The sequence below is a fragment of the Kitasatospora purpeofusca genome (genome assembly GCF_034043715.1).
GTDB classification, from domain to species: Bacteria; Actinomycetota; Actinomycetes; order Streptomycetales; family Streptomycetaceae; genus Kitasatospora; species Kitasatospora purpeofusca_A.
In genome coordinates this window covers 1-21,987 of sequence record NZ_JAXCLC010000026.1, presented here as the reverse complement: position 1 = coordinate 21,987, position 21,987 = coordinate 1, and the positions used below count along the sequence as shown (strand labels likewise).

Annotated in this window: 18 protein-coding genes; 12 read left to right on the top strand and 6 right to left on the bottom strand. The window is 71.9% G+C overall.

Features of this window, described 5'->3' with window-relative positions:
• Positions 1–157: 157 nt before the first annotated feature.
• The 4 genes from SM793_RS15555 to SM793_RS15540 form a co-directional block, all read right to left on the bottom strand.
• Positions 158–1,309 (bottom strand): hypothetical protein, encoded by a 1,152-nt coding sequence (locus SM793_RS15555; protein WP_320438782.1) that lies wholly within the window; start codon positions 1,307–1,309, stop codon positions 158–160.
• Positions 1,310–1,322: 13 nt separating this feature from the next.
• Positions 1,323–2,078 (bottom strand): ABC transporter ATP-binding protein, encoded by a 756-nt coding sequence (locus tag SM793_RS15550; protein WP_320438781.1) that lies wholly within the window; start codon positions 2,076–2,078, stop codon positions 1,323–1,325.
• 287 nt (positions 2,079–2,365) lie between these two features.
• The gene (locus tag SM793_RS15545; protein WP_320438780.1) at positions 2,366–3,760 is read right to left on the bottom strand and encodes an aspartate aminotransferase family protein; all 1,395 of its coding nucleotides are present in this window, start codon (positions 3,758–3,760) and stop codon (positions 2,366–2,368) included.
• A complete protein-coding gene (locus SM793_RS15540; protein WP_030396761.1) occupies positions 3,757–4,230 on the bottom strand; it encodes an Lrp/AsnC family transcriptional regulator in 474 nt (157 codons plus the stop codon). Before SM793_RS15540 ends, SM793_RS15545 begins: the two co-directional genes overlap by 4 nt.
• 270 nt (positions 4,231–4,500) lie before the next feature.
• Here SM793_RS15540 and SM793_RS15535 point away from each other — a divergent pair, with 270 nt between their 5' ends.
• The 3 genes from SM793_RS15535 (at position 4,501) to SM793_RS15525 (ending at position 8,807) form a co-directional block, all read left to right on the top strand.
• Positions 4,501–5,976, top strand: a complete 1,476-nt coding sequence (locus SM793_RS15535; RefSeq protein ID WP_320438779.1) for a gamma-aminobutyraldehyde dehydrogenase — start codon at positions 4,501–4,503, stop codon at positions 5,974–5,976.
• 171 nt (positions 5,977–6,147) lie between these two features.
• The gene (locus SM793_RS15530) at positions 6,148–7,506 is read left to right on the top strand and encodes an aspartate aminotransferase family protein (RefSeq protein WP_320438778.1); all 1,359 of its coding nucleotides are present in this window, start codon (positions 6,148–6,150) and stop codon (positions 7,504–7,506) included.
• Positions 7,507–7,574: 68 nt separating this feature from the next.
• Positions 7,575–8,807 (top strand): spermidine/putrescine ABC transporter substrate-binding protein, encoded by a 1,233-nt coding sequence (locus tag SM793_RS15525; RefSeq protein WP_320438777.1) that lies wholly within the window; start codon positions 7,575–7,577, stop codon positions 8,805–8,807.
• A gap of 88 nt (positions 8,808–8,895) precedes the next feature.
• Here SM793_RS15525 and SM793_RS15520 read toward each other — a convergent pair whose 3' ends face one another.
• Positions 8,896–10,545 carry a PucR family transcriptional regulator gene (locus SM793_RS15520; protein WP_320438776.1) on the bottom strand — a complete coding sequence of 550 codons (1,650 nt, stop codon included), beginning with the start codon at positions 10,543–10,545 and terminating at the stop codon, positions 8,896–8,898.
• A 328-nt stretch (positions 10,546–10,873) separates the two neighbouring features.
• On the opposite strand from SM793_RS15520, the gene SM793_RS15515 reads away from it, so the two are divergent.
• From SM793_RS15515 to SM793_RS15475, 9 genes are all read left to right on the top strand, one after another.
• Positions 10,874–12,385 (top strand): gamma-aminobutyraldehyde dehydrogenase, encoded by a 1,512-nt coding sequence (locus tag SM793_RS15515; protein WP_320438775.1) that lies wholly within the window; start codon positions 10,874–10,876, stop codon positions 12,383–12,385.
• Positions 12,386–12,438: 53 nt separating this feature from the next.
• The gene (locus tag SM793_RS15510; protein ID WP_320438774.1) at positions 12,439–13,695 is read left to right on the top strand and encodes a spermidine/putrescine ABC transporter substrate-binding protein; all 1,257 of its coding nucleotides are present in this window, start codon (positions 12,439–12,441) and stop codon (positions 13,693–13,695) included.
• Positions 13,696–13,733: 38 nt separating this feature from the next.
• Positions 13,734–14,876 carry an ABC transporter ATP-binding protein gene (locus SM793_RS15505; protein WP_320438773.1) on the top strand — a complete coding sequence of 381 codons (1,143 nt, stop codon included), beginning with the start codon at positions 13,734–13,736 and terminating at the stop codon, positions 14,874–14,876.
• A complete protein-coding gene (locus SM793_RS15500; RefSeq protein ID WP_320438772.1) occupies positions 14,873–15,817 on the top strand; it encodes an ABC transporter permease in 945 nt (314 codons plus the stop codon). Before SM793_RS15505 ends, SM793_RS15500 begins: the two co-directional genes overlap by 4 nt.
• Entirely contained in the window at positions 15,817–16,620 is an 804-nt protein-coding gene (locus SM793_RS15495; RefSeq protein WP_320438771.1) for an ABC transporter permease, read from the top strand. The genes SM793_RS15500 and SM793_RS15495 overlap by 1 nt, the downstream gene beginning before the upstream one ends.
• Before the next feature lie 80 nt (positions 16,621–16,700).
• A complete protein-coding gene (locus SM793_RS15490) occupies positions 16,701–18,095 on the top strand; it encodes an FAD-dependent oxidoreductase (RefSeq protein WP_320438770.1) in 1,395 nt (464 codons plus the stop codon).
• A 136-nt stretch (positions 18,096–18,231) separates the two neighbouring features.
• On the top strand, positions 18,232–18,663 hold the full coding sequence (locus SM793_RS15485; RefSeq protein WP_320438769.1) for a bifunctional DNA primase/polymerase: 432 nt from the start codon (positions 18,232–18,234) through the stop codon (positions 18,661–18,663).
• A 108-nt stretch (positions 18,664–18,771) separates the two neighbouring features.
• Positions 18,772–19,635, top strand: a complete 864-nt coding sequence (locus tag SM793_RS15480) for a hypothetical protein (RefSeq protein ID WP_320438768.1) — start codon at positions 18,772–18,774, stop codon at positions 19,633–19,635.
• Positions 19,636–19,900: 265 nt separating this feature from the next.
• Entirely contained in the window at positions 19,901–21,424 is a 1,524-nt protein-coding gene (locus SM793_RS15475; protein ID WP_320438767.1) for a CoA-acylating methylmalonate-semialdehyde dehydrogenase, read from the top strand.
• Positions 21,425–21,779: 355 nt separating this feature from the next.
• Here SM793_RS15475 and SM793_RS15470 read toward each other — a convergent pair.
• Positions 21,780–21,987: hypothetical protein (locus SM793_RS15470; protein ID WP_320438766.1), on the bottom strand; the 208-nt coding region annotated here is incomplete at its 5' end.

The window sequence follows — 21,987 nt, the reverse complement described above, 5'->3', positions numbered from 1 at the left end:
GCCTGAGCATCCGAGTACCTGAGCATCCGAGTACCTGAGCATCCGAGTACCTGAGCATCCGAGTACCTGCGCATCTGAGCACCTGAGCGCTTGAGCACCTGAGCGTCCTACCGAGCCCGACCCCCTGAGCCCGGCCCCGTCTGCACCGGGGTCGGGCTCAGCGCAGTCCGGCGGCGGCCAGGGCCGCGGTCGCCCCGCCGGTGACCAGCAGGATCGTGCCGGTCATCAGGGTCCGCAGCACGACGGCGCCGAACAGCAGCCGGGGCGCCGCCCCGAGCCGCAGCAGTGCCTCGGCGACACCCCGGCGGGCGGTGCGCAGTTCGGCCAGCCGGACCACCACCGCCCCGGCCGCGCAGCCCAGCACCAGCCCGGCCTCGATCGCGGGCAGGACATCGGCGCTGCCGGGCTCGCCCAGCCAGTAGCGGATGGTGGTGAGCACCACCGCGAGCGCCAGGGTGAGGACGGCCAGCGGTGCCGCGAGCCGGCGGGCCTGGGCGGTGAGGCCCCGGCCGGCGAGCAGTCGCAGCGGGGTGGGCCGCCCGAGTGCCAGCAGCCGGCCGGCCCAGCCGAGCAGCGGGCCGGTGAGCAGGGCGAGGCCGACCGCGGAGGCGGTCCATCCGCCCAGCGCGGCGGTGCTGGTGCTGCCGAGGCCGGCCGGCAGGTGGATCGGGCGGCCGTCGGCGGCGGCGCCGGGGCGCAGCGCGATCAGTTCCAGGGCGAGGCCGATGACGGCGAGGCCGATCGGCAGGGCGAGCCGCCACGGGCCGAAGCCGGTCGGTTCGGTGCCGGAGCGGCCGGGCAGGGTCTCGGCGGGCCGGACGGCCCCGGCCGCGGCGAGTCCGGCGGTCAGCGGCACGAGGGCGAGCAGGGTGACCGGTGCGGCGGCCGGGAGGGCGACGCCCATGCCCAGTTCGTCGGCGAGGGTCGGTCCGGCGATGTCGTTGCGCAGGACCAGGAAGAGCAGCAGGGTGAGTCCGGCGCCGGCCCCGCAGGCGAGCGCGACCTCGCCGGCGATCAGGGCGCGGATCCGCCCTGCCCCGGCGCCGGCCGTGGTGAGCCCGGTGATCCGGTCGGCCCGCCGGGCGGGTACGGCGCGGGCGGCGACGGCCGCGAACCAGGCGACCGAGGCGAGCGGGGGCAGGCACCACAGCAGCCGGACGAGCGCGTCGTGGCCGTCGGCGGGGCCGCTCATCGCCCGGCCGAGGGCGCGCAGCAGGAAGGCGGCGACGACCGCGCCGGCCAGGGCGGTCAGCAGCCAGCGGCCGAGGTCGAGGACCCGGTAGCCCCGGGCCAGGCGGAGATAGAACACGGCGTCGACTCTTTCAGCGGCCGGCGGCCGGGACGGCGGCGGCCCCGGCCGTGCCGGGGGCGGCGGTGCCGCGCGGCACGGGCGTGGCGGGGCCGGTCAGGCGGCCGTCGAGGAGGGCGACGGCGCGGTCCGCGTACCGGACGAGCTCGGGATCGTGGGTGGCCAGCACGAGGGTGAGCTGGTGGGAGCGGGCCGCGCTGGTCAGTATCCGCAGGACCTGTTCGGCGGTCTCGCGGTGCAGCGGGGCGGTGGGGTCGTCGGCGAAGACGACCGGCGGGAGCGGTGCGAGGGCCCGGGCCACGGCGATCCGCTGGCGCTGGCCCTGGACCAGCCGTTCCGGCCGGACCTTGGCGAGGTCGCCGATGTCCAGGCGTTCCAGCCACTCGTCGGCGGCGGTGTAGGCGGCCCTGCCGCCGGCGCCGGCCAGCAGCAGGGGCAGGGCGACGTTCTCCCGGGCGGTCAGTTCGGGTACCAGGTGCGGCTCGGAGCCGACGAAGCCGAAGCGGTCGCGGCGCAGCCGTTCGCGGCCGGCCCGGCCGAGGGTGTGCACGGGGGAGCTGTTGAACCAGACCTCGCCCTCGTCCACCGGGAGCAGGGCGGAGAGGCAGCCGAGCAGGGTGCTCTTGCCGGAGCCGCGCGGGCCGGTGACGGCGAGGACCTCGCCCTCCCGGACCCCGAGCGAGACGCCGCGCAGCGCGGGGGTGCCCTGGTGGGATTTGACGATCTCCCGGGCCCACAGCACGTCGTTGTCAGGAGGGGCCGCTGGCATGAGGTTCCATCCTGGGTGGCCGCAGGGATATGACAGTCGTCAGATTAGAACGATCGGGCCTGGGCGCGGTTGCGGCACACTGGCCCATCCGGGGCAAATCACCCGCAATCAGGCGTGTTTGGTCGAAGAGTCGATGCCGGAACGGCCGGGACCCGTCGTCGAGGGGCGCCGCGGGAACCCCGCAGGAACGCCGCAGGAACGCCGCGGGGCGCCGCGGGAACGCCGCAGGGCGGCCCCGCCGAAGCGGGGCCGCCCTGCGGCGGAGGGTGGGGAGGAGAGTCCGAAGGTCAGAGCTTCGCCCACGCGTCGGTGAGGCTGGTCCGCAGGATCTGCTCGATCTCGTCGAAGGTCGACTGGTCGGAGATCAGCGGCGGGGCCAGCTGGACGACCGGGTCGCCACGGTCGTCGGCGCGGCAGTACAGGCCGTTGTCGAAGAGCGCCTTCGACAGGAAGCCGTAGAGCACGCGCTCGACCTCGTCGTCGTTGAACGACTCCTTGGTGACCTTGTCCTTCACGAGCTCGATGCCGTAGAAGTAGCCGTTGCCGCGGACGTCGCCGACGATCGGCAGGTCGCGCAGCTTGCTGAGGGTGCCCAGGAAGTTGGCCTCGTTGTCGAGGACGTGCTGGTTCAGGCCCTCGCGCTCGAAGATGTCGAGGTTGGCCAGCGCCACCGCGGAGGAGACCGGGTGGCCGCCGAAGGTGTAGCCGTGCAGGAAGGTGTTGTCACCCTTGTAGAACGGCTCGGCGAGGCGGTCCGAGATGATCGTGGCGCCGATCGGGGAGTAGCCCGAGGTCATGCCCTTGGCGCAGGTGATCATGTCGGGCTGGTAGCCGAACTTGTCGGCGCCGAACATGGTGCCGAGGCGGCCGAAGGCGCAGATGACCTCGTCCGAGACCAGCAGCACGTCGTGGCGGTCGCAGATCTCGCGCAGGCGCTGGAAGTACCCGGGCGGCGGCGGGAAGCAGCCGCCGGCGTTCTGCACCGGCTCGACGAAGACGGCGGCGACGGTGTCGGCGCCCTCGTTGAGGATCGCGACCTCGATCTCGTCGGCGCACCAGCGGCCGTACGCCTCGGGGTCGACCGTGCCGTCGGGGCCGGCCAGGAAGGCCGGGGCGCGGTAGATGTTGGTGTTCGGGGCCTTGTGGGTGCCCGGCACCAGCGGCTCGAACGGGGCCTTCAGGCCCGGCAGGCCGGTGATGGACAGGGCGCCCTGCGGGGTGCCGTGGTAGGCGACGGCCCGTGAGATGACCTTGTACTTGGTCGGCTTGCCGGTCAGCTTGAAGTACTGCTTGGCAAGCTTCCAGGCGGTCTCGACGGCCTCGCCGCCACCGGTGGAGAAGAAGACCTTGTTCAGGTCGCCCGGGGCGTAGTTGGCCAGGCGCTCGGCCAGCTCGATGGCCTTCGGGTGGGCGTAGCTCCACACCGGGAAGAAGGCGAGCTCCTTGGCCTGCTTGGCGGCGGCCTCGGCGAGTTCCTCACGGCCGTGGCCGGCCTGGACGACGAACAGGCCGGCGAGGCCGTCGAGGTACTTGCGTCCCTTGTCGTCCCAGACGTAGGTGCCCTCGCCCTTGACGATCGTCGGCACGGGGGAGTTCTCGTACGACGACATGCGGGTGAAGTGCATCCACAGGTGGTCGTAGGCGGTCTTGGAAAGGTCCTTCTGCGCCGGGTCGGCTGTCATCTGGTGCCCCAGGTGTAGGTCTGTTTCCGGAGCTTCAGGTAAACGAAGCTCTCGGTGCTCCGCACGCCGGGAAGCGCGCGGATGCGCTTGTTGATCATTTCGAGCAGGTGCTCGTCGTCCTCGCAGACCAGTTCGGCCAGGAGGTCGAACGAGCCCGCGGTGCAGACGACGTAGTCGACCTCGTCGAGGGCGGCCAGCGCGTCGGCGACGGGATCGATGTCCCCTTCGACCCGGATCCCGACCATCGCCTGGCGGGTGAAGCCGACGGTGAGCGGGTCCGTGACGGCGACGATCTGCATCACGCCTTGGTCGAGCAGCTTCTGGACGCGCTGTCGCACGGCCGCCTCGGACAGGCCGACGGCCTTGCCGATGGCGGCGTACGGGCGGCGCCCGTCCTCCTGGAGTTGCTCGATGATCGCCTTGGAGGCGGCGTCGAGGGGAACGCTGGCGTTCCGGTCGCGGTTGGCCACGCCGCCACTGTGCCCGATGGGCCTCGGGTTCGCAAGCGCGGCAGCTGCTGATTTCGTCGAGATCTTGGAAAACGCATGCGGATTTCATCGTTGATGCGCGGTCGGCCTGTCGATAACGGCAGTCGTGCGGCTACCCTGGCTACGGTACGCGCGCGGCTCCGCTGTGCCGCGCGCATTCCGCCAACCAGTGGACCGCGGCGCGCCCGGCGCGGCCACTCGGCGCCCGCCGCCGGCCCGGGCGGCCGACGTACCATGGCGCCGGAATCTGCAATGCCGCAGGCCGAGACCGAGGAGACATCCGTGAGCGACCTTCGCACGCTGCGCAACTACATCAACGGTGAGTTCGTCGATGCGGCCGACGGCCGCACGCTCGACATCGTCGACCCCACGACCGGCGAGGTCTACGCGACGTCCCCGCTGTCCGGCGCCTCCGACGTCGACGCGGCCATGGACGCTGCGGCGGCCGCGTTCCCGGCCTGGCGGGACTCCACCCCGAGCACCCGGCAGAAGCTGCTGCTGAAGATCGCGGACGCGGTCGAGGCCCGTGCCGACGAGATCGTCGACGCCGAGGTCCGCAACACCGGCAAGCCGCGCGGGCTGACCCTCTCCGAGGAGATCGGTCCGATGGTGGACCAGATCCGCTTCTTCGCCGGCGCCGCCCGCCTGCTGGAGGGCAAGTCCGCCGGTGAGTACATGGACGGCATGACCTCGATCGTCCGCCGCGAGCCGGTCGGCGTCTGTGCCCAGGTGGCGCCGTGGAACTACCCGATGATGATGGCCGTCTGGAAGTTCGCCCCGGCCATCGCCGCCGGCAACACCGTGGTGCTGAAGCCCTCCGACACCACCCCGGCCTCCACCGTGCTGCTGGCCGGGATCATCGGCGGCATCCTCAAGGACCTGGAGCTCCCGGCCGGCGTCTTCAACGTGATCTGCGGCGACCGTGAGACCGGCCGTCTGATGGTCGAGCACCGGACCCCGGCGATGGCCTCCATCACCGGCTCGGTGCGCGCCGGCATCCAGGTCGCCGAGTCGGCCTCCAAGGACGTCAAGCGCGTCCACCTGGAGCTGGGCGGCAAGGCGCCGGTCGTGGTCTTCGAGGACGCCGACATCGCCGAGGCCGTCGAGGGCATCTCGGTGGCGGGCTTCTTCAACGCCGGCCAGGACTGTACCGCCGCCACCCGCGTGCTGGTGCACGAGTCGATCCACGACGCCTTCGTCGAGGCGCTGGCCAAGGCCGCCGCCGAGACCAAGACCGGTGGCGTGGACGACGAGGACGTGCTCTACGGCCCGCTGAACAACGCCAACCAGCTGAAGCAGGTCTCCGGCTTCATCGAGCGCCTGCCGGAGCACGCCAAGGTCGAGGCCGGCGGCCACCGGGTCGGCGACAAGGGCTACTTCTACGCCCCGACCGTCGTCTCCGGCCTGAAGCAGGACGACGAGATCATCCAGAACGAGGTCTTCGGCCCGGTCATCACCGTGCAGAGGTTCTCCGACGAGGAGCAGGCGGTCGGCTACGCCAACGGCGTCGAGTTCGCGCTGGCCTCCTCGGTGTGGACCAAGGACCACGCCCGCGCCATGCGGATGTCCCGCCGCCTGGACTTCGGCTGCGTCTGGATCAACACCCACATCCCGCTGGTCGCCGAGATGCCGCACGGTGGCTTCAAGAAGTCCGGCTACGGCAAGGACCTCTCCTCCTACGGCTTCGAGGACTACACCCGCGTCAAGCACGTGATGACCGCCATCTGAGCGAGCGGCACCGCCGGAACACGGTCCGACCGGACGACGATCGTGTGATCCGACCATGGGCCCGGGTCCCCGCGACCCGGGCCCTGTGGCTTTGCACCCTGTCGGCCGTTGCGGCGACCGGCTGACAGGATGGCTCTCCACTTCGGTACGGCGAATCCCTAGCCTTGCCGCATGAGCATCCCCACCGCCGACTCAGCCGCCGGCCAGGCCGTCAAGGCCGCCGACCGCGCGCACGTCTTCCACTCGTGGTCCGCCCAGGCGCTGATCGACCCCCTCGCGGTGGCCGGCGCCGAGGGCTCGTACTTCTGGGACTACGACGGCAACCGCTACCTGGACTTCTCCTCGCAGCTGGTCAACACCAACATCGGGCACCAGCACCCGAAGGTGGTCGCGGCCATCCAGGAGCAGGCCGCGAAGCTCTGCACCATCGCCCCCGGCTTCGCGGTGGAGTCGCGCAGCGAGGCCGCCCGGCTGATCGCGGAGCGCACCCCCGGCGACCTGGACAAGATCTTCTTCACCAACGGCGGCGCCGAGGCCAACGAGAACGCCATCCGGCTGGCCCGGCTGCACACCGGCCGGCAGAAGGTGCTCGCCACCTACCGCTCGTACCACGGCGCCACCGCCAACGCGATCGCCCTCACCGGCGACCCGCGCCGCTGGGCCAGCGAGACCGGTGTCTCCGGCATCGTGCACTTCTGGGGCCCGTACGCCTACCGCACCAACTTCCACGCCGAGAACGAGGCGCAGGAGTGCGAGCGCGCGCTGGCGCACCTGGAGCAGGTCATCGCCTTCGAGGGTCCCGGCACCGTCGCGGCCGTCATCCTGGAGACCGTGGTCGGCACCGCCGGCGTCCTGATCCCGCCGCCGGGCTACCTGGCGGGCGTCCGGGAGATCTGCGACCGCTACGGCATCGTCTTCATCCTCGACGAGGTGATGGCCGGCTTCGGCCGTACCGGCGAGTGGTTCGCCGCCGACCACTGGGGCGTCACCCCGGACCTGCTGACCTTCGCCAAGGGCGTCAACTCGGGCTACGTCCCGCTCGGCGGCGTGGCGATCAGCGCGGAGATCGCCGCCACCTTCGCGGAGCGGCCGTTCCCCGGCGGGCTCACCTACTCCGGCCACCCGCTGGCCTGCGCCTCGGCCGTCGCCACCATCAACACCATGGCGGAGGAGGGCATCGTCGAGAACGCCAGGCACATCGGCGAGACCGTGCTCGGCCCCGGCCTGCGCGAGCTGGCGGAGCGCCACCCGTCCATCGGCGAGGTGCGCGGGCTCGGCGTCTTCTGGGCGCTCGACCTGGTGAAGGACCGCGCCACCCGTGAGCCGCTGGTGCCGTACAACGCGGCCGGCGCCGCCAACGCGCCGATCGCCGAGCTGGCCGCCGCGTGCAAGCAGCGCGGGCTCTGGCCGTTCGTCAACATGAACCGCTTCCACGTCGTGCCGCCGTGCACGGTGACGGAGGAGGAGGCGAAGGCCGGTCTCGCCGTCCTCGACGAGGTGCTGTCGCTGGCCGACGCGCACACCGTCTGACTCTCACCTACAGGACGGCCCCGGGCGCCCGCGCGTCCGGGGCCGTCTCCCGCTCCGGAGGCTCCACCATGCCCAGCACCACCCCGGCCCGCCGCCCGAGCGGCCTCCACGGTCCGACCCTCCACGGTCCGACCCGCCGCCGTCCGACCCGCCGACGGGTGCTCGGCGCCGGCGCCGGACTGTTCGGGGCCGCCGCCCTGACCGGCTGCGGCATCCCGTCCGCCTACGTGGACGAGGACCGCCGATCCGCACCCGACCGCTCGGAGAGCGAGAAGCGGCTGGGCTTCTCCAACTGGACACAGTACATCGACGTCGACGACGACGGCGGGCGCCCGACCCTGGACGCCTTCACCGAGCGGACCGGCATCAGGGTCGCCTACACCGAGGACATCAACGACAACGACGAGTTCTTCGGCAAGATGGGCCCGGTCCTCACCCAGGGCACCGACCCGGGCCGCGACCTGATGGTGGTCAGCGACTGGATGGCCGGCCGGTACGTCGCGCTCGGCTGGGTGCAGGCCATGGACCGGGCCAACCTGCCCAATGTCACGGCGCAGCTGGACCCGCAGCTCGCCGACCCGGCCTTCGACCCCGGGCGCCGGCGCAGCGTGCCCTGGCAGTCCGGGATCACCGGCATCGCCTACAACCGCAAGGAGCTCGGCCGGGAGATCAAGTCCGTCGCCGACCTCTGGGCGCCCGACCTGAAGGGCCGGGTCACGCTGTTCGCCGGACTGGACGAGGCGCTCGGCCTGCTGATGCTCGCTCAGGGCGCCGACATCTCGGCCTTCACCGAGGACCAGGCCCGGCAGGCGATGGACCTGGTGCAGCGGATGGTCGACAGCCGGCACGTGCGCCGGTTCACCGGCAACGACTACACCAGCGACCTGGCCTCCGGCGCGGCGCTGGCCTGCCAGGCGTACTCCGGCGACGCCGTGCAGCTCACCGCCGAGAACCCCGACATCGCGTTCGTGGTGCCGGAGGAGGGCGGCGAGCTGTGGGCGGAGAGCCTGCTGATCCCCAACCGGGCCGGGCACAAGCGCAACGCCGAGCTGCTGATCGACCACTACTACCAGCCCGAGGTGGCCGCCGAGCTGGCGGCTGCGGTGCAGTACATCTGCCCCGTTCCGGCCGCCCGCGAGGTGCTGGCGGCCAGCGGGGACCGGGAGAAGGCGGAGCTGGCGGAGCACCCGCTGCTCTTCCCGACCGAGGAGATGCGGGCCCGGCTGCACAGCATGCGCGACGTCGGCTCCGCCGAGCGGCCCGGCCTGCACAAGGTCTGGACCCGGATCACCGGCGTCTAGGGCTTCTCCCCGGGACCCTCGCCTCCGGCGTCTCGGAGGCGGGGCCGGGTCGGGGTCGGGCCGGGCCTGGGCGGAGGCCGGGCCGGGGTCAGCGGCGGACGGCGTCCAGCGCGAGCAGGGCGACGTGCAGCGAGAGGCAGGACTCGACCTGGTCGAGGTCGACCCCGAGGATCCGCTCGACCTTGTGCAGCCGGTCGTAGAAGGACGGCCGGGACAGGTGCGCCGCGTCCGCCGCCGCGGACTTGTTCCGGCCCTGCTCCAGGTAGATCCGCAGCATCCGCACCAGCTGGCCGTTGTGCTCGGCGTCGAAGGCGAGCAGCGGCCCCAGCTCCCGTTCGACGTAGGTCTGCAGCCGGGCGTCGTCCCGCAGCAGGTGCAGCAGCCCGCGCAGCCGCACGTCCGGCAGCCGGTAGTAGGACGCGGCCCGGCCGCCGGGCGCGTCGTGCAGCGCCGCGTCGGCGACCTGGGTGGCCTCCAGCAGGGTGCGCCGGGCGTCGCGGACCGAGCCGACCGAGGAGCCGACCGCGACCACCGGCTCCGGCGCGGCGGCGTCCCGGGCCGCCTCGGCGGCCAGCCGGCGCAGCGCCGCCGCGAAGGCGTCCAGCGCGGCGTGCTCGTCCTGCTGCGGGCCGAGCGTGATCAGCACGCCGACGCCCTCGTCGTCCAGGGCCCCGACCAGGGCGGACAGCCGACAGGCGCGGACGGCACTGGCCGCGAGTTCGGTGAAGTCGCGCAGCCGGGCCTGCGCCTCCAGCGCGGCCGGGATCGGGCCGCGCCGCTGCCGCAGCACCGCGCCGACCAGCCGCCGCCCCTCCAGCGGGACACCGAGCGCCTGGGCCCGCAGAGCCACCTCGGAGACGGTCAGCGCGTGGGTGAGGATCCCGGAGAGCAGCGTGCGGTGGGTCTGCCGCTCCAGGCTCTCCCGGTCGCGGACCACCAGCCGGTTGAGGGCCAGCGCGGAGGCGCCGCGCTCCAGCAGCATGGTGAACGGGTGCGGGCCGCCCTCCGGTCGCGGACCGGGCTCCTGCATCAGCACCAGCCGCCCCCAGTCCTGGCCGCGGGCGCCCACCGCGGTGACCAGCCAGCCGCTGCGCGGGTCGTACCCGGTGCGCCCGGGCGGGCGGACCCCGCGCGAGCGGCGCTCCCAGTCCTCCAGCAGCTCGGTCTCGGACCGGCCGGCGGACTCGTGGGTGAGCACCTGGTGGGCGAGGTTCTCCAGGACGACCGGGGCTCCCGCTATCCGGGACACCTGGCGGACCACCTCGGCCGGTTCGGCGCCCTCCACGACCAGCTCGTTGAACACCTGGTGGATCGCCTCGGAGGTGCGCAGCTGCTCCAGCTGGGCGTTGACCACCAGGGCGTGCACGGCTTCGGTGACGGAGACGAAGCGCAGCTCGCGGCGGAGCGCGATCAGCGGCAGCCCGCGCTGCTCGGCGGCGTGCACGAGGGCGCGCGGCAGGCTGTCGAAGTAGCGCCGGCCGTACTCGATGACCAGTCCGGCCACGCCGATGTCGGCGAGCTCGCGCACGTACCGGGCCAGGCCCTCGCGGTCCTCGGGCAGGGCGATGCCGGTGCTCAGCACCAGCTCGCCGCCCTGCAGCATGCCGGCGACGTCGGGCAGCTCGCTGACGTGGACCCAGCGGACCGGGCGTTCCAGGTGGTCGGCTCCGGCCACCACCTGGGGGAGGCCGCGGCGCATCACCTCCAGATCGAGCACATGGGCGACGGTGGGGAGCATCGCGGGGGCCTCCAGGGTTCAGAGTGTCAAGGAAATCATCCATCCCGGCGACGACCTGTTGCCCTGCCCGAAGCCTTGCACCTTGTAAGGCGCTTTCCGCCGAGCTTGTCGCAGTGCTCCTTGTCACGCCCCGGCGCCAGCAGGCATGGTCAGCGGGTCGACCGTGACGGATCCGGCCCGGTGGCCGGAACCCGCCGCCACGAGTGCGACGACCGGCCTGCCGGCCACGCCCTGTCCGCCCCCCTCGCCCGTCCCCCACGGCGGCGTCGGCGGGGGCGGGCGGGCCCGTCGTCCGGACGGTCGCACCACCGGAACCTGGAGGAACCAGATGGACCTGACCGACTTCGGCGCGGGCGCGCAGTACATCGCGGGCCGGCAGAGCCGCGGGAGCGGTGACGCCTTCCAGGTCGTCAACCCGGCCGACGGCAGCGTCGTCGAGGAGTTCTCGCTGGCCTCCACCGGGCAGGTCGACGAGGCCGTGGCCGCCGCCCGGGCGGCGCTGCCGCAGTGGGCCGGCGCCACCCCCGGAGCCCGCTCCGAGGCGCTCACCCGGCTGGCCGCCGTCCTCACCGACGCGGCCGCCGACCTCGCCCGGGTGGAGACCTCGCAGACCGGCAAGCCGATCAAGCTCGCCACCGAGTTCGACGTCCCCGGCACCATCGACAACACGGCCTTCTTCGCCGGGGCCGCCCGCAACCTGGAGGGCAAGGCGGCCGGCGAGTACTCCGGCGACCACACCTCGTACGTGCGGCGCGAGGCGATCGGCGTGGTCGGTTCGATCTCGCCCTGGAACTACCCGCTCCAGATGGCCGCCTGGAAGGTCCTCCCGGCGATCGCGGCCGGCAACACCATCGTCCTCAAGCCGGCCGAGCTGACCCCGCTGACCTCGCTGATGTTCGCCCGGGCCTGCACCCTGGCCGGCATCCCGGACGGCGTGGTCAACGTCGTCACCGGCGCCGGCCGGGTCGCGGGCGAGCACCTGGTGTCGCACCCGGACGTCGCGATGGTCTCCTTCACCGGCTCCACCCCGGTCGGCAAGCGGGTCGCCGAACTCGCCACCGCCACCGTCAAGCGCACCCACCTGGAGCTCGGCGGCAAGGCCCCGTTCGTGGTCTTCGACGACGCCGACCTCGACGCGGTGGTGCACGGCGCCGTCGCCGCCTCCCTGATCAACAGCGGCCAGGACTGCACGGCCGCCACCCGCGCCTACGTCCAGCGCCCGCTCTACGACGCCTTCGTGGCCGGCGTGGCCGAGCTCTACGAGGGCGTCCGGCTGGGCGACCCGCTGGACCCGCGCACCGACCTCGGCCCGCTGGTCTCCTTCACCCACCGCGACCGGGTGGCCGGCTTCGTCGAGCGCGCCCGCGGCTACGCGACCGTGGTCACCGGCGGCGCCGCCCCCGCGAAGGGCCACGACGGCACCGACCTCACCCGCGGCGCCTACTACCGCCCCACCCTGGTCACCGGCGCCGCCCAGGACAGCGAGGTCGTCCAGGGCGAGATCTTCGGCCCGGTGCTGGTGGTACTGCCCTTCGACAGCGACGACGAGGGCCTGCGGCTGGCCAACGACACCCCCTACGGCCTGGCCGCCTCCGCCTGGACGAGCAACGTCCACCGCTCGCTGCGGGCCACCCGCGAGCTGGCGGCCGGCTGCGTCTGGGTCAACGACCACATCCCGATCATCAGCGAGATGCCCCACGGCGGCTACAAGTCCTCCGGCTACGGCAAGGACATGTCGCAGTACTCGCTGGACGAGTACACCCAGGTCAAGCACGTCATGTTCGACACCACCGCGGTCGCCCGCAAGGACTGGCACCGCACCGTCTTCGGAGACAGATAACCCGGACCGGGGTGCCCCCCACACCCCAATTCGCCCCCCAGGAGGCCCGCCCCATGGCGTTCAACGAGCTCACCGACGGACTGTCGGAACCGGTCCGCAAGGCCTGGGAACGCAGTCTGACCAGTGGCCGGGCCGCTCTCGGCCGGCGCGCCGTGCTGCGCGCCGCCGCCCTCACCGCCGGCACGGCCGGCCTCGCCGCCTGCGGCATCCCGCCCGCCAGGAACACCGGCGGGACGGGCGACTCCACCGCGAACGCCGCCAAGGACCTCTCGGACAGCGAGCAGGAGGTGAACTTCTCCAACTGGCCGCTCTACGTCGACACCGACGAGAACGACAAGGAGAAGCACGGCACCCTGGAGGCCTTCACCGCCGCCACCGGCGTCAAGGTCAGGTACACCGAGGACGTCAACGACAACGTCGAGTTCTTCGGCAAGGTCAAACCGCAGCTCGCCGCCGGCCAGGACACCGGCCGCGACCTGATGGTGCTCACCGACTGGATGGCCGCCCGGCTGATCCGCCTCGGCTGGGCGCAGAAGCTCAACCCGGCCAACGTCACCACCGCCATCACCACCGTCGAGTCCCGCTTCCGGGCCCCCGACTGGGACCCGGGCCGGCTGTACAGCTACCCGTGGGCCGGCATCCAGGTGGTCATCGCCTACAACCGCAGGGCCACCAAGGGGAAGGAGGTCGCCAGCGTCGCCCAACTGCTGGAGGACCCCGACCTCAAGGGCCGGGTGACCTTCCTCTCCGAGATGCGCGACAGCATCGGCATCACCCTGCTGGACATGGGCAAGGACCCGGCGAAGTTCACCGCCGACGACTACGCCGCCGCCGTCGCCCGGCTGCAGAAGGCGGTCGACAACAAGCAGATCCGCCGCTTCACCGGCAACGACTACGGCCAGGAGCTCTCCTCCGGCGACATCGCCGCCTGCGTCGCCTGGGGCGGCGACCTGATCCAGCTGCGGGCGGACAACCCCGACATCGAGTTCGTCATCCCCGAAAAGGGCTTCGTGACCAGCACCGACAACCTGCTGGTCCCCGCCAGGGCCCAGCACAAGACGAACGCCGAGAAGCTGATCGACTTCTACTACCAGCCGAAGATCGCCGCACAGCTGACCGCGGGCATCGGCTTCGTCTCCGCCGTCACCGGGATGAAGGAGGAGCTGGCCGCCATCGCCCCGGACACCGCGGCCAACCCGCTGGTCGTCCCCACCCCCGAGATGGCGGCCAAGGCGCACGTCTTCCGGACCCTCACCGAGACCGAGGAGAGCGACTTCGAGGAGAAGTTCTCCAAGCTCATCGGCGCCTGACCCCCACTGACGGCAGCAAACCCAGAGAGACACCATCCATGACAGAGCAGCAGAGCCCCGCGGCCGTCGGCGGCGACGTCCGGCTCACCGGCATCGGCAAGACCTACGGCTCCTTCACCGCCGTCCACCCCCTGGACCTGACCGTCCCCCAGGGCTCCTTCTTCGCCCTGCTCGGCGCCTCCGGCTGCGGCAAGACCACCACCCTGCGCATGATCGCCGGCCTGGAGGAGCCCACCAGCGGCACCGTCCTGATCGGCGGCCAGGACGTCACCGTCCTGCCCCCGTACAAGCGGCCGGTGAACACCGTCTTCCAGAGCTACGCGCTCTTCCCGCACCTCGACATCTTCGAGAACGTCGCCTTCGGCCTGCGCCGGCGCGGCCGCAAGGACGTCAAGAAGCAGGTCGAGGACATGCTCGAACTCGTCGAGCTCGGCCAGTACGCCCGGCGCAAGCCGCACCAGCTCTCCGGCGGGCAGCAGCAGCGCGTCGCCGTCGCCCGCGCGCTCATCAACCACCCGCAGGTGCTGCTCCTCGACGAGCCGCTCGGCGCTCTCGACCTCAAGCTCCGCCGCCAGATGCAACTGGAGCTCAAGCGGATCCAGACCGAGGTCGGCATCACCTTCGTGCACGTCACCCACGACCAGGAGGAGGCCATGACCATGGCCGACACCATCGCGGTGATGAACGGCGGCCGGGTCGAGCAGCTCGGCGCGCCCGCCGAGCTCTACGAGAACCCCGCCACCACCTTCGTGGCCAACTTCCTCGGCCAGTCCAACCTGCTGCCCGCCGACGTCACCGGCGGCGCCGGCGAGGACCTGCTGCTCACCGCCGCCGGCGTCCGGCTCACCGTGCCCCGGGCCCGCTGCGCCACCGAGGCCAAGCGGGTCCACCTCGGCGTCCGCCCGGAGAAGATCACCATCGAGCACGGCTCGGCCGAGATAGCCGAGGGCCGCAACCGGCTGGCCGGCACCGTCGTCGACTCCAGTTTCATCGGCGTCTCCACCCAGTACCTGGTGCGCACCGACAGCGGCCAGGAGGTCACCGTCTTCGAGCAGAACATGGAGCGCGACGCCCGGGTCGTCCCCGGCGCCCCGGTCGTCCTGCACTGGAACCCGGCGCACTCCTTCGCCCTCGACGCCGCGCAGGCGATCGACGCGGGCACCGGGGAGGCGGCGGCATGACCACCACCACCCCGGCGGCGCCGCCGCAGGCCGTACCCCCCGACGGCGGCGCCGCCCCGGTACCGGCCCCGAAGGCGAAGCGCCGGCTCACCCCGTACTGGCTGCTGCTGCCCGGCGTCGCCTGGCTGGCCGTCTTCTTCGCGGTGCCGATGCTCTACCAGGGCTCCACCTCGCTGCAGACCGGCTCGCTCGAGGACGGCTTCCGCGTCACCTGGCACCTCGCCACGTACTGGGACGCCCTGGTCGAGTACAGGTGGCACTTCGTCCGCTCGTTCGGCTACGCCGCCACCGCCACCCTGTTCTGCCTCGCCATCGGCTACCCGCTCGCCTACACGATCGCGTTCAAGGCGAGCAAGCGCTGGCGCAGCGTGGTGCTGATCCTGGTCATCGCACCGTTCTTCACCAGCTTCCTGATCCGCACGCTGGCCTGGAAGACCATCCTCTCGGACGGCGGCCCGGTGGTCGGCCTGCTCAACACCCTGCACATCCTGGACGTCACGAGCGCGATCGGCCTCACCTCCGGCGACCGCGTGCTGGCCACCCCGCTCGCCGTGGTCTGCGGCCTCACCTACAACTTCCTGCCGTTCATGATCCTGCCGCTGTACACCTCGCTGGAGCGGATCGACCCGCGCCTGCACGAGGCGGCCGGGGACCTCTACGCCCGCCCGTTCACCACCTTCCGCAAGGTCACCTTCCCGATCTCGCTCCCCGGTGTGGTCGCGGGCACCCTGCTCACCTTCATCCCGGCCTCCGGCGACTACATCAACGCCCAGCTGCTGGGCTCGCCGAGCGAGCAGATGGTCGGCAACGGCATCCAGAAGCAGTTCCTGAACGTGCTCGACTACCCCACGGCCGCCGCGCTCAGCTTCATCCTGATGGCCCTGATCCTGGGCATGGTGACGGTCTACATGCGCAAGGCCGGGACGGAGGAACTGGTCTGATGTCCCGATTCTTGAGATGGATCCGCGCGCACCTGGTGGTGCTGGCGGGCCTGCTGGCCCTCGCCTACCTGGTGCTGCCCAACCTGGTGGTCCTCGCCTTCTCGTTCAACAAGCCGGTCGGCAAGTTCAACTACGAGTGGAACGAGTTCTCCACCGACGCCTGGACCGACCCCTGCGGTGTCGCCGACATGTGCCGGTCGCTCTCGCTGAGCCTCCAGGTCGCGGTGCTCGCCACCATCGGCGCCACCGTGCTCGGCACCATGGTCGCCTTCGCGCTGGCCCGCTACCGCTTCCGCGGCCGCTCCGCCACCACCGCGATGATCTTCCTGCCGATGGCCATGCCCGAGGTGGTGATGGCCGCCTCGCTCGGCACGCTCTTCCTCAACATGCGCATCCCGTTCGGCTTCACCACCATCCTCATCGCGCACATCATGTTCTGCCTGAGCTTCGTGGTGACGGCGGTCAAGGCGCGGGTGATGAGCATGGACCCGAGGCTCGAACAGGCCGCCCAGGACCTCTACGCCACCCCGGTCCAGACCTTCCTGCGGGTCACCCTGCCCCTCGCCGCCCCCGGCATCGCGGCCGGCGCGCTGCTGAGCTTCGCGCTCTCCTTCGACGACTTCATCATCACCCAGTTCAACTCGGGCCCGACCACGGTCACCTTCCCGATGTTCGTCTGGGGCGCCTCGCAGCGCGGCATCCCGGTCCAGGTGAACGTCATCGGCACCGCGATGTTCATCGCCGCCGTCGGGCTCACCGTGACCGGACAGTGGCTCGGGAACCGCCGGAAGGCCACCGCCTGACCACCCCGGCCGCCTTCCCGGCGTACCGTCGGAAGGCGGCCGATCATCACCATCAATGTGCAGAAAGTGGCTGATAATGCATGGACTCCGCCCGCGCGCTCAGTGACGCCAGGCCCACCCCCTTCTGGCTCGAGGACCCGGGGCGGCCGACGGCCCAGCCCGCCCTGGCCGGCGACGCCCACTGCGACCTCCTGGTCGTCGGCGGCGGCTACTCCGGCCTCTGGACCGCCCTCGTCGCCAAGGAGCGCGACCCCTCCCTGGACGTCGTCCTGGTCGAGGGCCAGGAAGTGGGCTGGGCCGCGTCCGGGCGCAACGGCGGATTCTGCGCGGCCAGCCTGACCCACGGCTTCGGCAACGGCCTGCAGCGCTGGCCCGCCGAACTCGGCCGGCTGGAGCGCCTCGGCGCCGACAACCTCGACGGCATCGAGGCCACCCTCACCCGCTACGGCATCGACGCCGAGTGGGAGCGCACCGGCGAGATCGACATCGCCACCCAGCCGCACCAGCTCGACGAACTGCACGAGGTCGCCGAGGCCGTCGCCCAGTACGGCCTCGACATCACCGTGCTCGACCGCGACGAGCTGCGCGCCCAGGTCGACTCGCCGACCTTCCTCGGCGGGATCTGGGACAAGGAGGGCGTGGCCATGGTCCACCCCGCCAAGCTGGCCTGGGGCCTCAAGCAGGCCTGCCTCGGCCTGGGCGTGCGGATCTTCGAGCACACCCCGGCCGAATCCCTGCGCGAGCACGGCGCCGGCATGGCCGTCCGCACCCCCTACGGCCGGATCTTCGCCGGCAAGGTCGCGCTCGGCACCAACGCCTTCCCCTCCCTGGTCAAGCGCGTCCGTCCGTTCATCGTCCCGGTGTACGACTACGCGCTGATGACCGAGCCGCTCAACGACGAGCAGCTGGCCGCCATCGGCTGGAAGGGCCGCCAGGGCCTCAGCGACAGCGCCAACAAGTTCCACTACTTCCGGCTCTCCGCGGACAACCGGATCCTCTGGGGCGGGTACGACGCCGTCTACCACTTCGGCGGACACGTCCGGCACGAGTACGACCAGCGGCCGGAGACCTTCCGCACCCTGGCCCGGAACTTCTTCACCTGCTTCCCGCAGCTGGAGGGCGTCCGCTTCACCAACGCGTGGGGCGGCGCGATCGACACCTGCAGCAGGTTCTCCGCGTTCTTCGACACCGCCTACCGCGGCCGGGTCGCCTACGCCGCCGGCTACACCGGCCTCGGCGTCGGCGCCACCCGGTTCGGCGCCGAGGTCATGCTCGACCTGCTCGCCGGCGAGCGCACCGAGCGCACCGAACTGGAGATGGTGCGGCGCAAGCCGCTGCCCTTCCCGCCCGAGCCCGTCCGCTGGGCCGGCATCGGGATCACCACCCGCTCGCTGGAGCGCGCCGACCGCACCGGCGGAGACCGAAACCTGTGGCTGCGCACCCTCGACAGACTGGGGCTCGGCTTCGACAGCTGACCGGGACGCGGTAAAGACCCGCGCGGATCCGGGCCGGACCCGTGTAAGAGAGACCCGCCGTTCACCTCTCGATGGTGACGGCGGGTCTCGCATGCCCCGCCGCGCCATCGAACGCACAGACGAGCGGGGACAGCACATGGAGACCACGGCACTCGACTGGCTGGCCCAGGCCGCACCGGACCCGCAGGCCTTCCGGGCCCAGTGGGAACGCTCCGGCCTCGGCCTGGTCCTGCTCCCGGCCGGGACGCACTGGGACGTCCTCTCGGTACCCGGCCGGCTCGGACGCCCGGTCGTCGAACTCCTCGGCACCGGCTCCTGCGGACCGGTCCTGGCCGACTTCGGCGAGGAGCACATCGGCTTCCTGGTGCCCGTCGGCACCGCCGCCCGCTGGATCGGCACCGGTGTGCGCTGCGCCGGGGAGGGCACCTGGATCGTCGTCCCCCATCCCGAGCGGCGGGGCCGGGGGGTGCGCTGGCTCGTCCCGCCCGACGGGTCCGGTCGGCTCAACGACCCGGTACTGCTGGAACTCGCCCTGCACGAGGCCGCGGCCGACCTCGGCGACTGGTGACCCGAGGGGCCCGGCCGGCCCGCCGCCCCTCGCGGCCGGGCGCGCCTCGAGGCCGGGCGCGCCTCACGGCCGGGCGCGCCGGAGAGGGCGGCGCGCCAGACTGGAGGGGTGACCACAGCCCCGGACGCCGTCGACCCCGCCCTCCACCCGGGACCGGCGCAGCGACGCCTCATCGACCTGGCCCGCCCCGTGTGCGAGCGGTACGGCCTCGCCCTCGCGGGCGGCCACGCCCTGCGCGCCCACGGCGTCCCGGCCTGCGACCAGGACGGGCTCACCCTGGTGGCCACCGGGGCCGTCGACCTGCCCCGGGCCGCCGCGGAGCTGGCGCGGGCCTACCGAACGGTGGGCGGCGTGGTCGCGGAGCGCCCCGGTACGCCCCGGCTGGCACAGCTCTCCGTCCGGCTCACCCTGGGCGGGCGGGCGCACACCGTCGAACTGCGCAAGGAACCGCTGGGCCACCGTCCGGTCAGCCTCGACCTCGGCGGCCCTGACCCTGCCGGCGCCGACCGCGACGGCCCTGACCGCGATAGCCCTGATCCTGACGGCCCCGGCCCCGCTGGCCCTGAGCCCGGCGGTGCGCCCGGCAACCCGTTGGTGGTGGGCACGGTCGCGCTGGAGGACGCCGCCGCCCTCACCACCGCGTTGCTCGTCGACCGGGCCCTGCCCCGGGACCTGATCGACGTGCACGCGCTCACCGCCTGCTACCGGGAGGGCGAACTGCTCGCGCTGGCCACCGGGCTGGACGCCGAGTTCCAGCCCACCGCACTCGCCGACCGGCTGGAGACCCTGGCCGAGGCCGCCGACGGGCGGTTCCGGGCCCGCGGCCTGCCGGGCGGAGAGGTCGACGCGCTGAAACGGTGGGCGCTGGCCTGGGCCCAGGACCTCAGGCTGGACCTCCTGGAGACCCGGGAGGCCGCGGACGGTCTGCACGACCCGTATCTCGAGGACGTGGAAGCGCGAGAGGACCTGTAGGACCCGGGGACCTGCGGGACCCGGAGGCCCTGCGGCGCCTGGGGGACCGTGGGAGCCGGACCGGGGAAGCGGGCCGGCGGTACGACCTGTAAGGCTGAATCCCCAATCCCCGTCAGCCTGTTCGTTGAGCCCGCCCCGACCGCCCAGCAGACTGGACGAGTGAGCGCGGTAGCCCCGTGACCTCGCCGCCCCCGTCCCGTGCGGGGCGGCGTCACACAAGGGACCGGTGGCGCAAGGCCGCCCGGACTTCGGAGGCAGACGGACCTTGAGCAAGCACATCACCCACTGGATCGGCGGCCGCCCGGTCGCCACCGCCGGTGCCGCGCCCCGTCGCGGTGACATCTTCGACCCGGCCACCGGCCAGGTCACGGGCCACGTCGACTTCGCGGACGTCGCCGACGTCGACCAGGCGGTGGCCGCCGCCGCCTCGGCCTTCACCGAGTGGCGCACCGCCTCGATCGCCAAGCGCACCACGGTGCTCTTCGCCTTCCGCGAGCTGCTCAACGCCCGCAAGGACGAGCTGGCGTCGATCATCGTCGCCGAGCACGGCAAGGTGCACTCCGACGCGCTCGGCGAGATCGCCCGCGGCCTCGACGTCGTCGAGTACGCCTGCGGCATTCCGCAGTTGCTCAAGGGTGGCTTCACCGAGCAGGCCTCCACCGGCATCGATGTCTACTCGATCCGTCAGCCGCTCGGCCCGGTCGCGATCATCTCGCCGTTCAACTTCCCGGCCATGGTGCCGATGTGGTTCTTCCCGATCGCCGTCGCGGCCGGCAACACCGTGGTGCTCAAGCCGTCCGAGAAGGACCCGTCCGCCGCCAACTTCCTGGCCGAGCTGTGGAAGGAGGCCGGTCTGCCGGACGGCGTCTTCAATGTCGTGCACGGCGACAAGGTCGCGGTGGACCGGCTGCTGGAGCACCCCGACATCAAGTCGGTCAGCTTCGTAGGCTCCACCCCGATCGCCCGCTACGTCTACGAGACCGGCACCCGCTACGGCAAGCGCGTGCAGGCCCTCGGCGGCGCCAAGAACCACATGCTGGTCCTGCCGGACGCCGACCTCGACCTGAGCGCCGACGCCGCCGTCAACGCCGGCTTCGGCGCGGCGGGCGAGCGCTGCATGGCGGTCTCCGTCCTGGTCGCGGTCGACCCGATCGGCGACGAGCTGGTCGAGAAGATCAAGCAGCGGGTCGCCACCCTCACCGTCGGCCCCGGCTGCAACGGTGAGTCCGAGATGGGCCCGCTGGTCACCGGCCAGCACCGGGACAAGGTCACCTCCTACGTGGAGTCCGGTCTCGCCGACGGCGCCGAGCTGGCCGTCGACGGCCGCAAGCACGAGATCACCGCCGAGGACCGCAACGGTTCGCCGACCGCGGACGGCTTCTGGCTCGGCCCCACCCTGTTCGACCACGTCAAGCCCGGCATGTCCGTCTACAACGACGAGATCTTCGGCCCGGTGCTGTCCGTGGTGCGGGTCGAGTCCTACGAGGAGGGCCTGGCCCTCATCAACGCGAACCCGTACGGCAACGGCACCGCCATCTTCACCAACGACGGCGGCGCGGCCCGGCGCTTCCAGTACGAGGTCGAGGTCGGCATGGTCGGCATCAACGTGCCGATCCCGGTCCCGGTCGCCTACTACTCCTTCGGCGGCTGGAAGGCCTCGCTGTTCGGCGACGCCCACGCCTACGGCCAGGACGGCGTCCAGTTCTTCACCCGCGGCAAGGCGGTCACCCAGCGCTGGCTGGACCCCTCGCACGGTGGCCTCAACCTGGGCTTCCCGACCAACAACTGATCCGGACGGGCGCCCCGCCCGCTTCCGCTCCGAGTCCGTCCCGTTCGACAGGCCGGCCCGCACCCGTGCGGGCCGGCCTGCGGCTTGTCCCGGGAGTTTGCCGTGCGTTTGCCTTCGGCCGCGAACGGGCGTAGTGTTCCCTAGTCGCTCGACAGGGAGCACCGGACACGCAGCAGCGCGGACGGTCCCGGGGTGGCCAATCCTCGAAACACCACTTCCAGAACCTACTTTGCTGCGCCATGTCTTTTGGCATTCGTGGTGATGGTTTGTTTTGTTGTGCTCATTTTTGATGATTGCAGCCGGATTCGCTTTTCGGAGCGGGGATCGGCTAGAGTTTGAAACGTCGGACGGGGCATCAAGCCGCAGAAGACGCCAGCGAGTTGGATGAAGGAAGCGCCGGGAACGGCACGGAAAACGTCTGATAAGCTGGGAACATGAAAGAACGAAGCGCCCGGAGGGTCGGTGTGAAAGCCGCCTGAAGGAAGTGTCCGTTCCTTGAGAACTCAACAGCGTGCCAAAAGTCAACGCCAGATATGTTGACATCCCCGGCCTCGGTCTTTGAT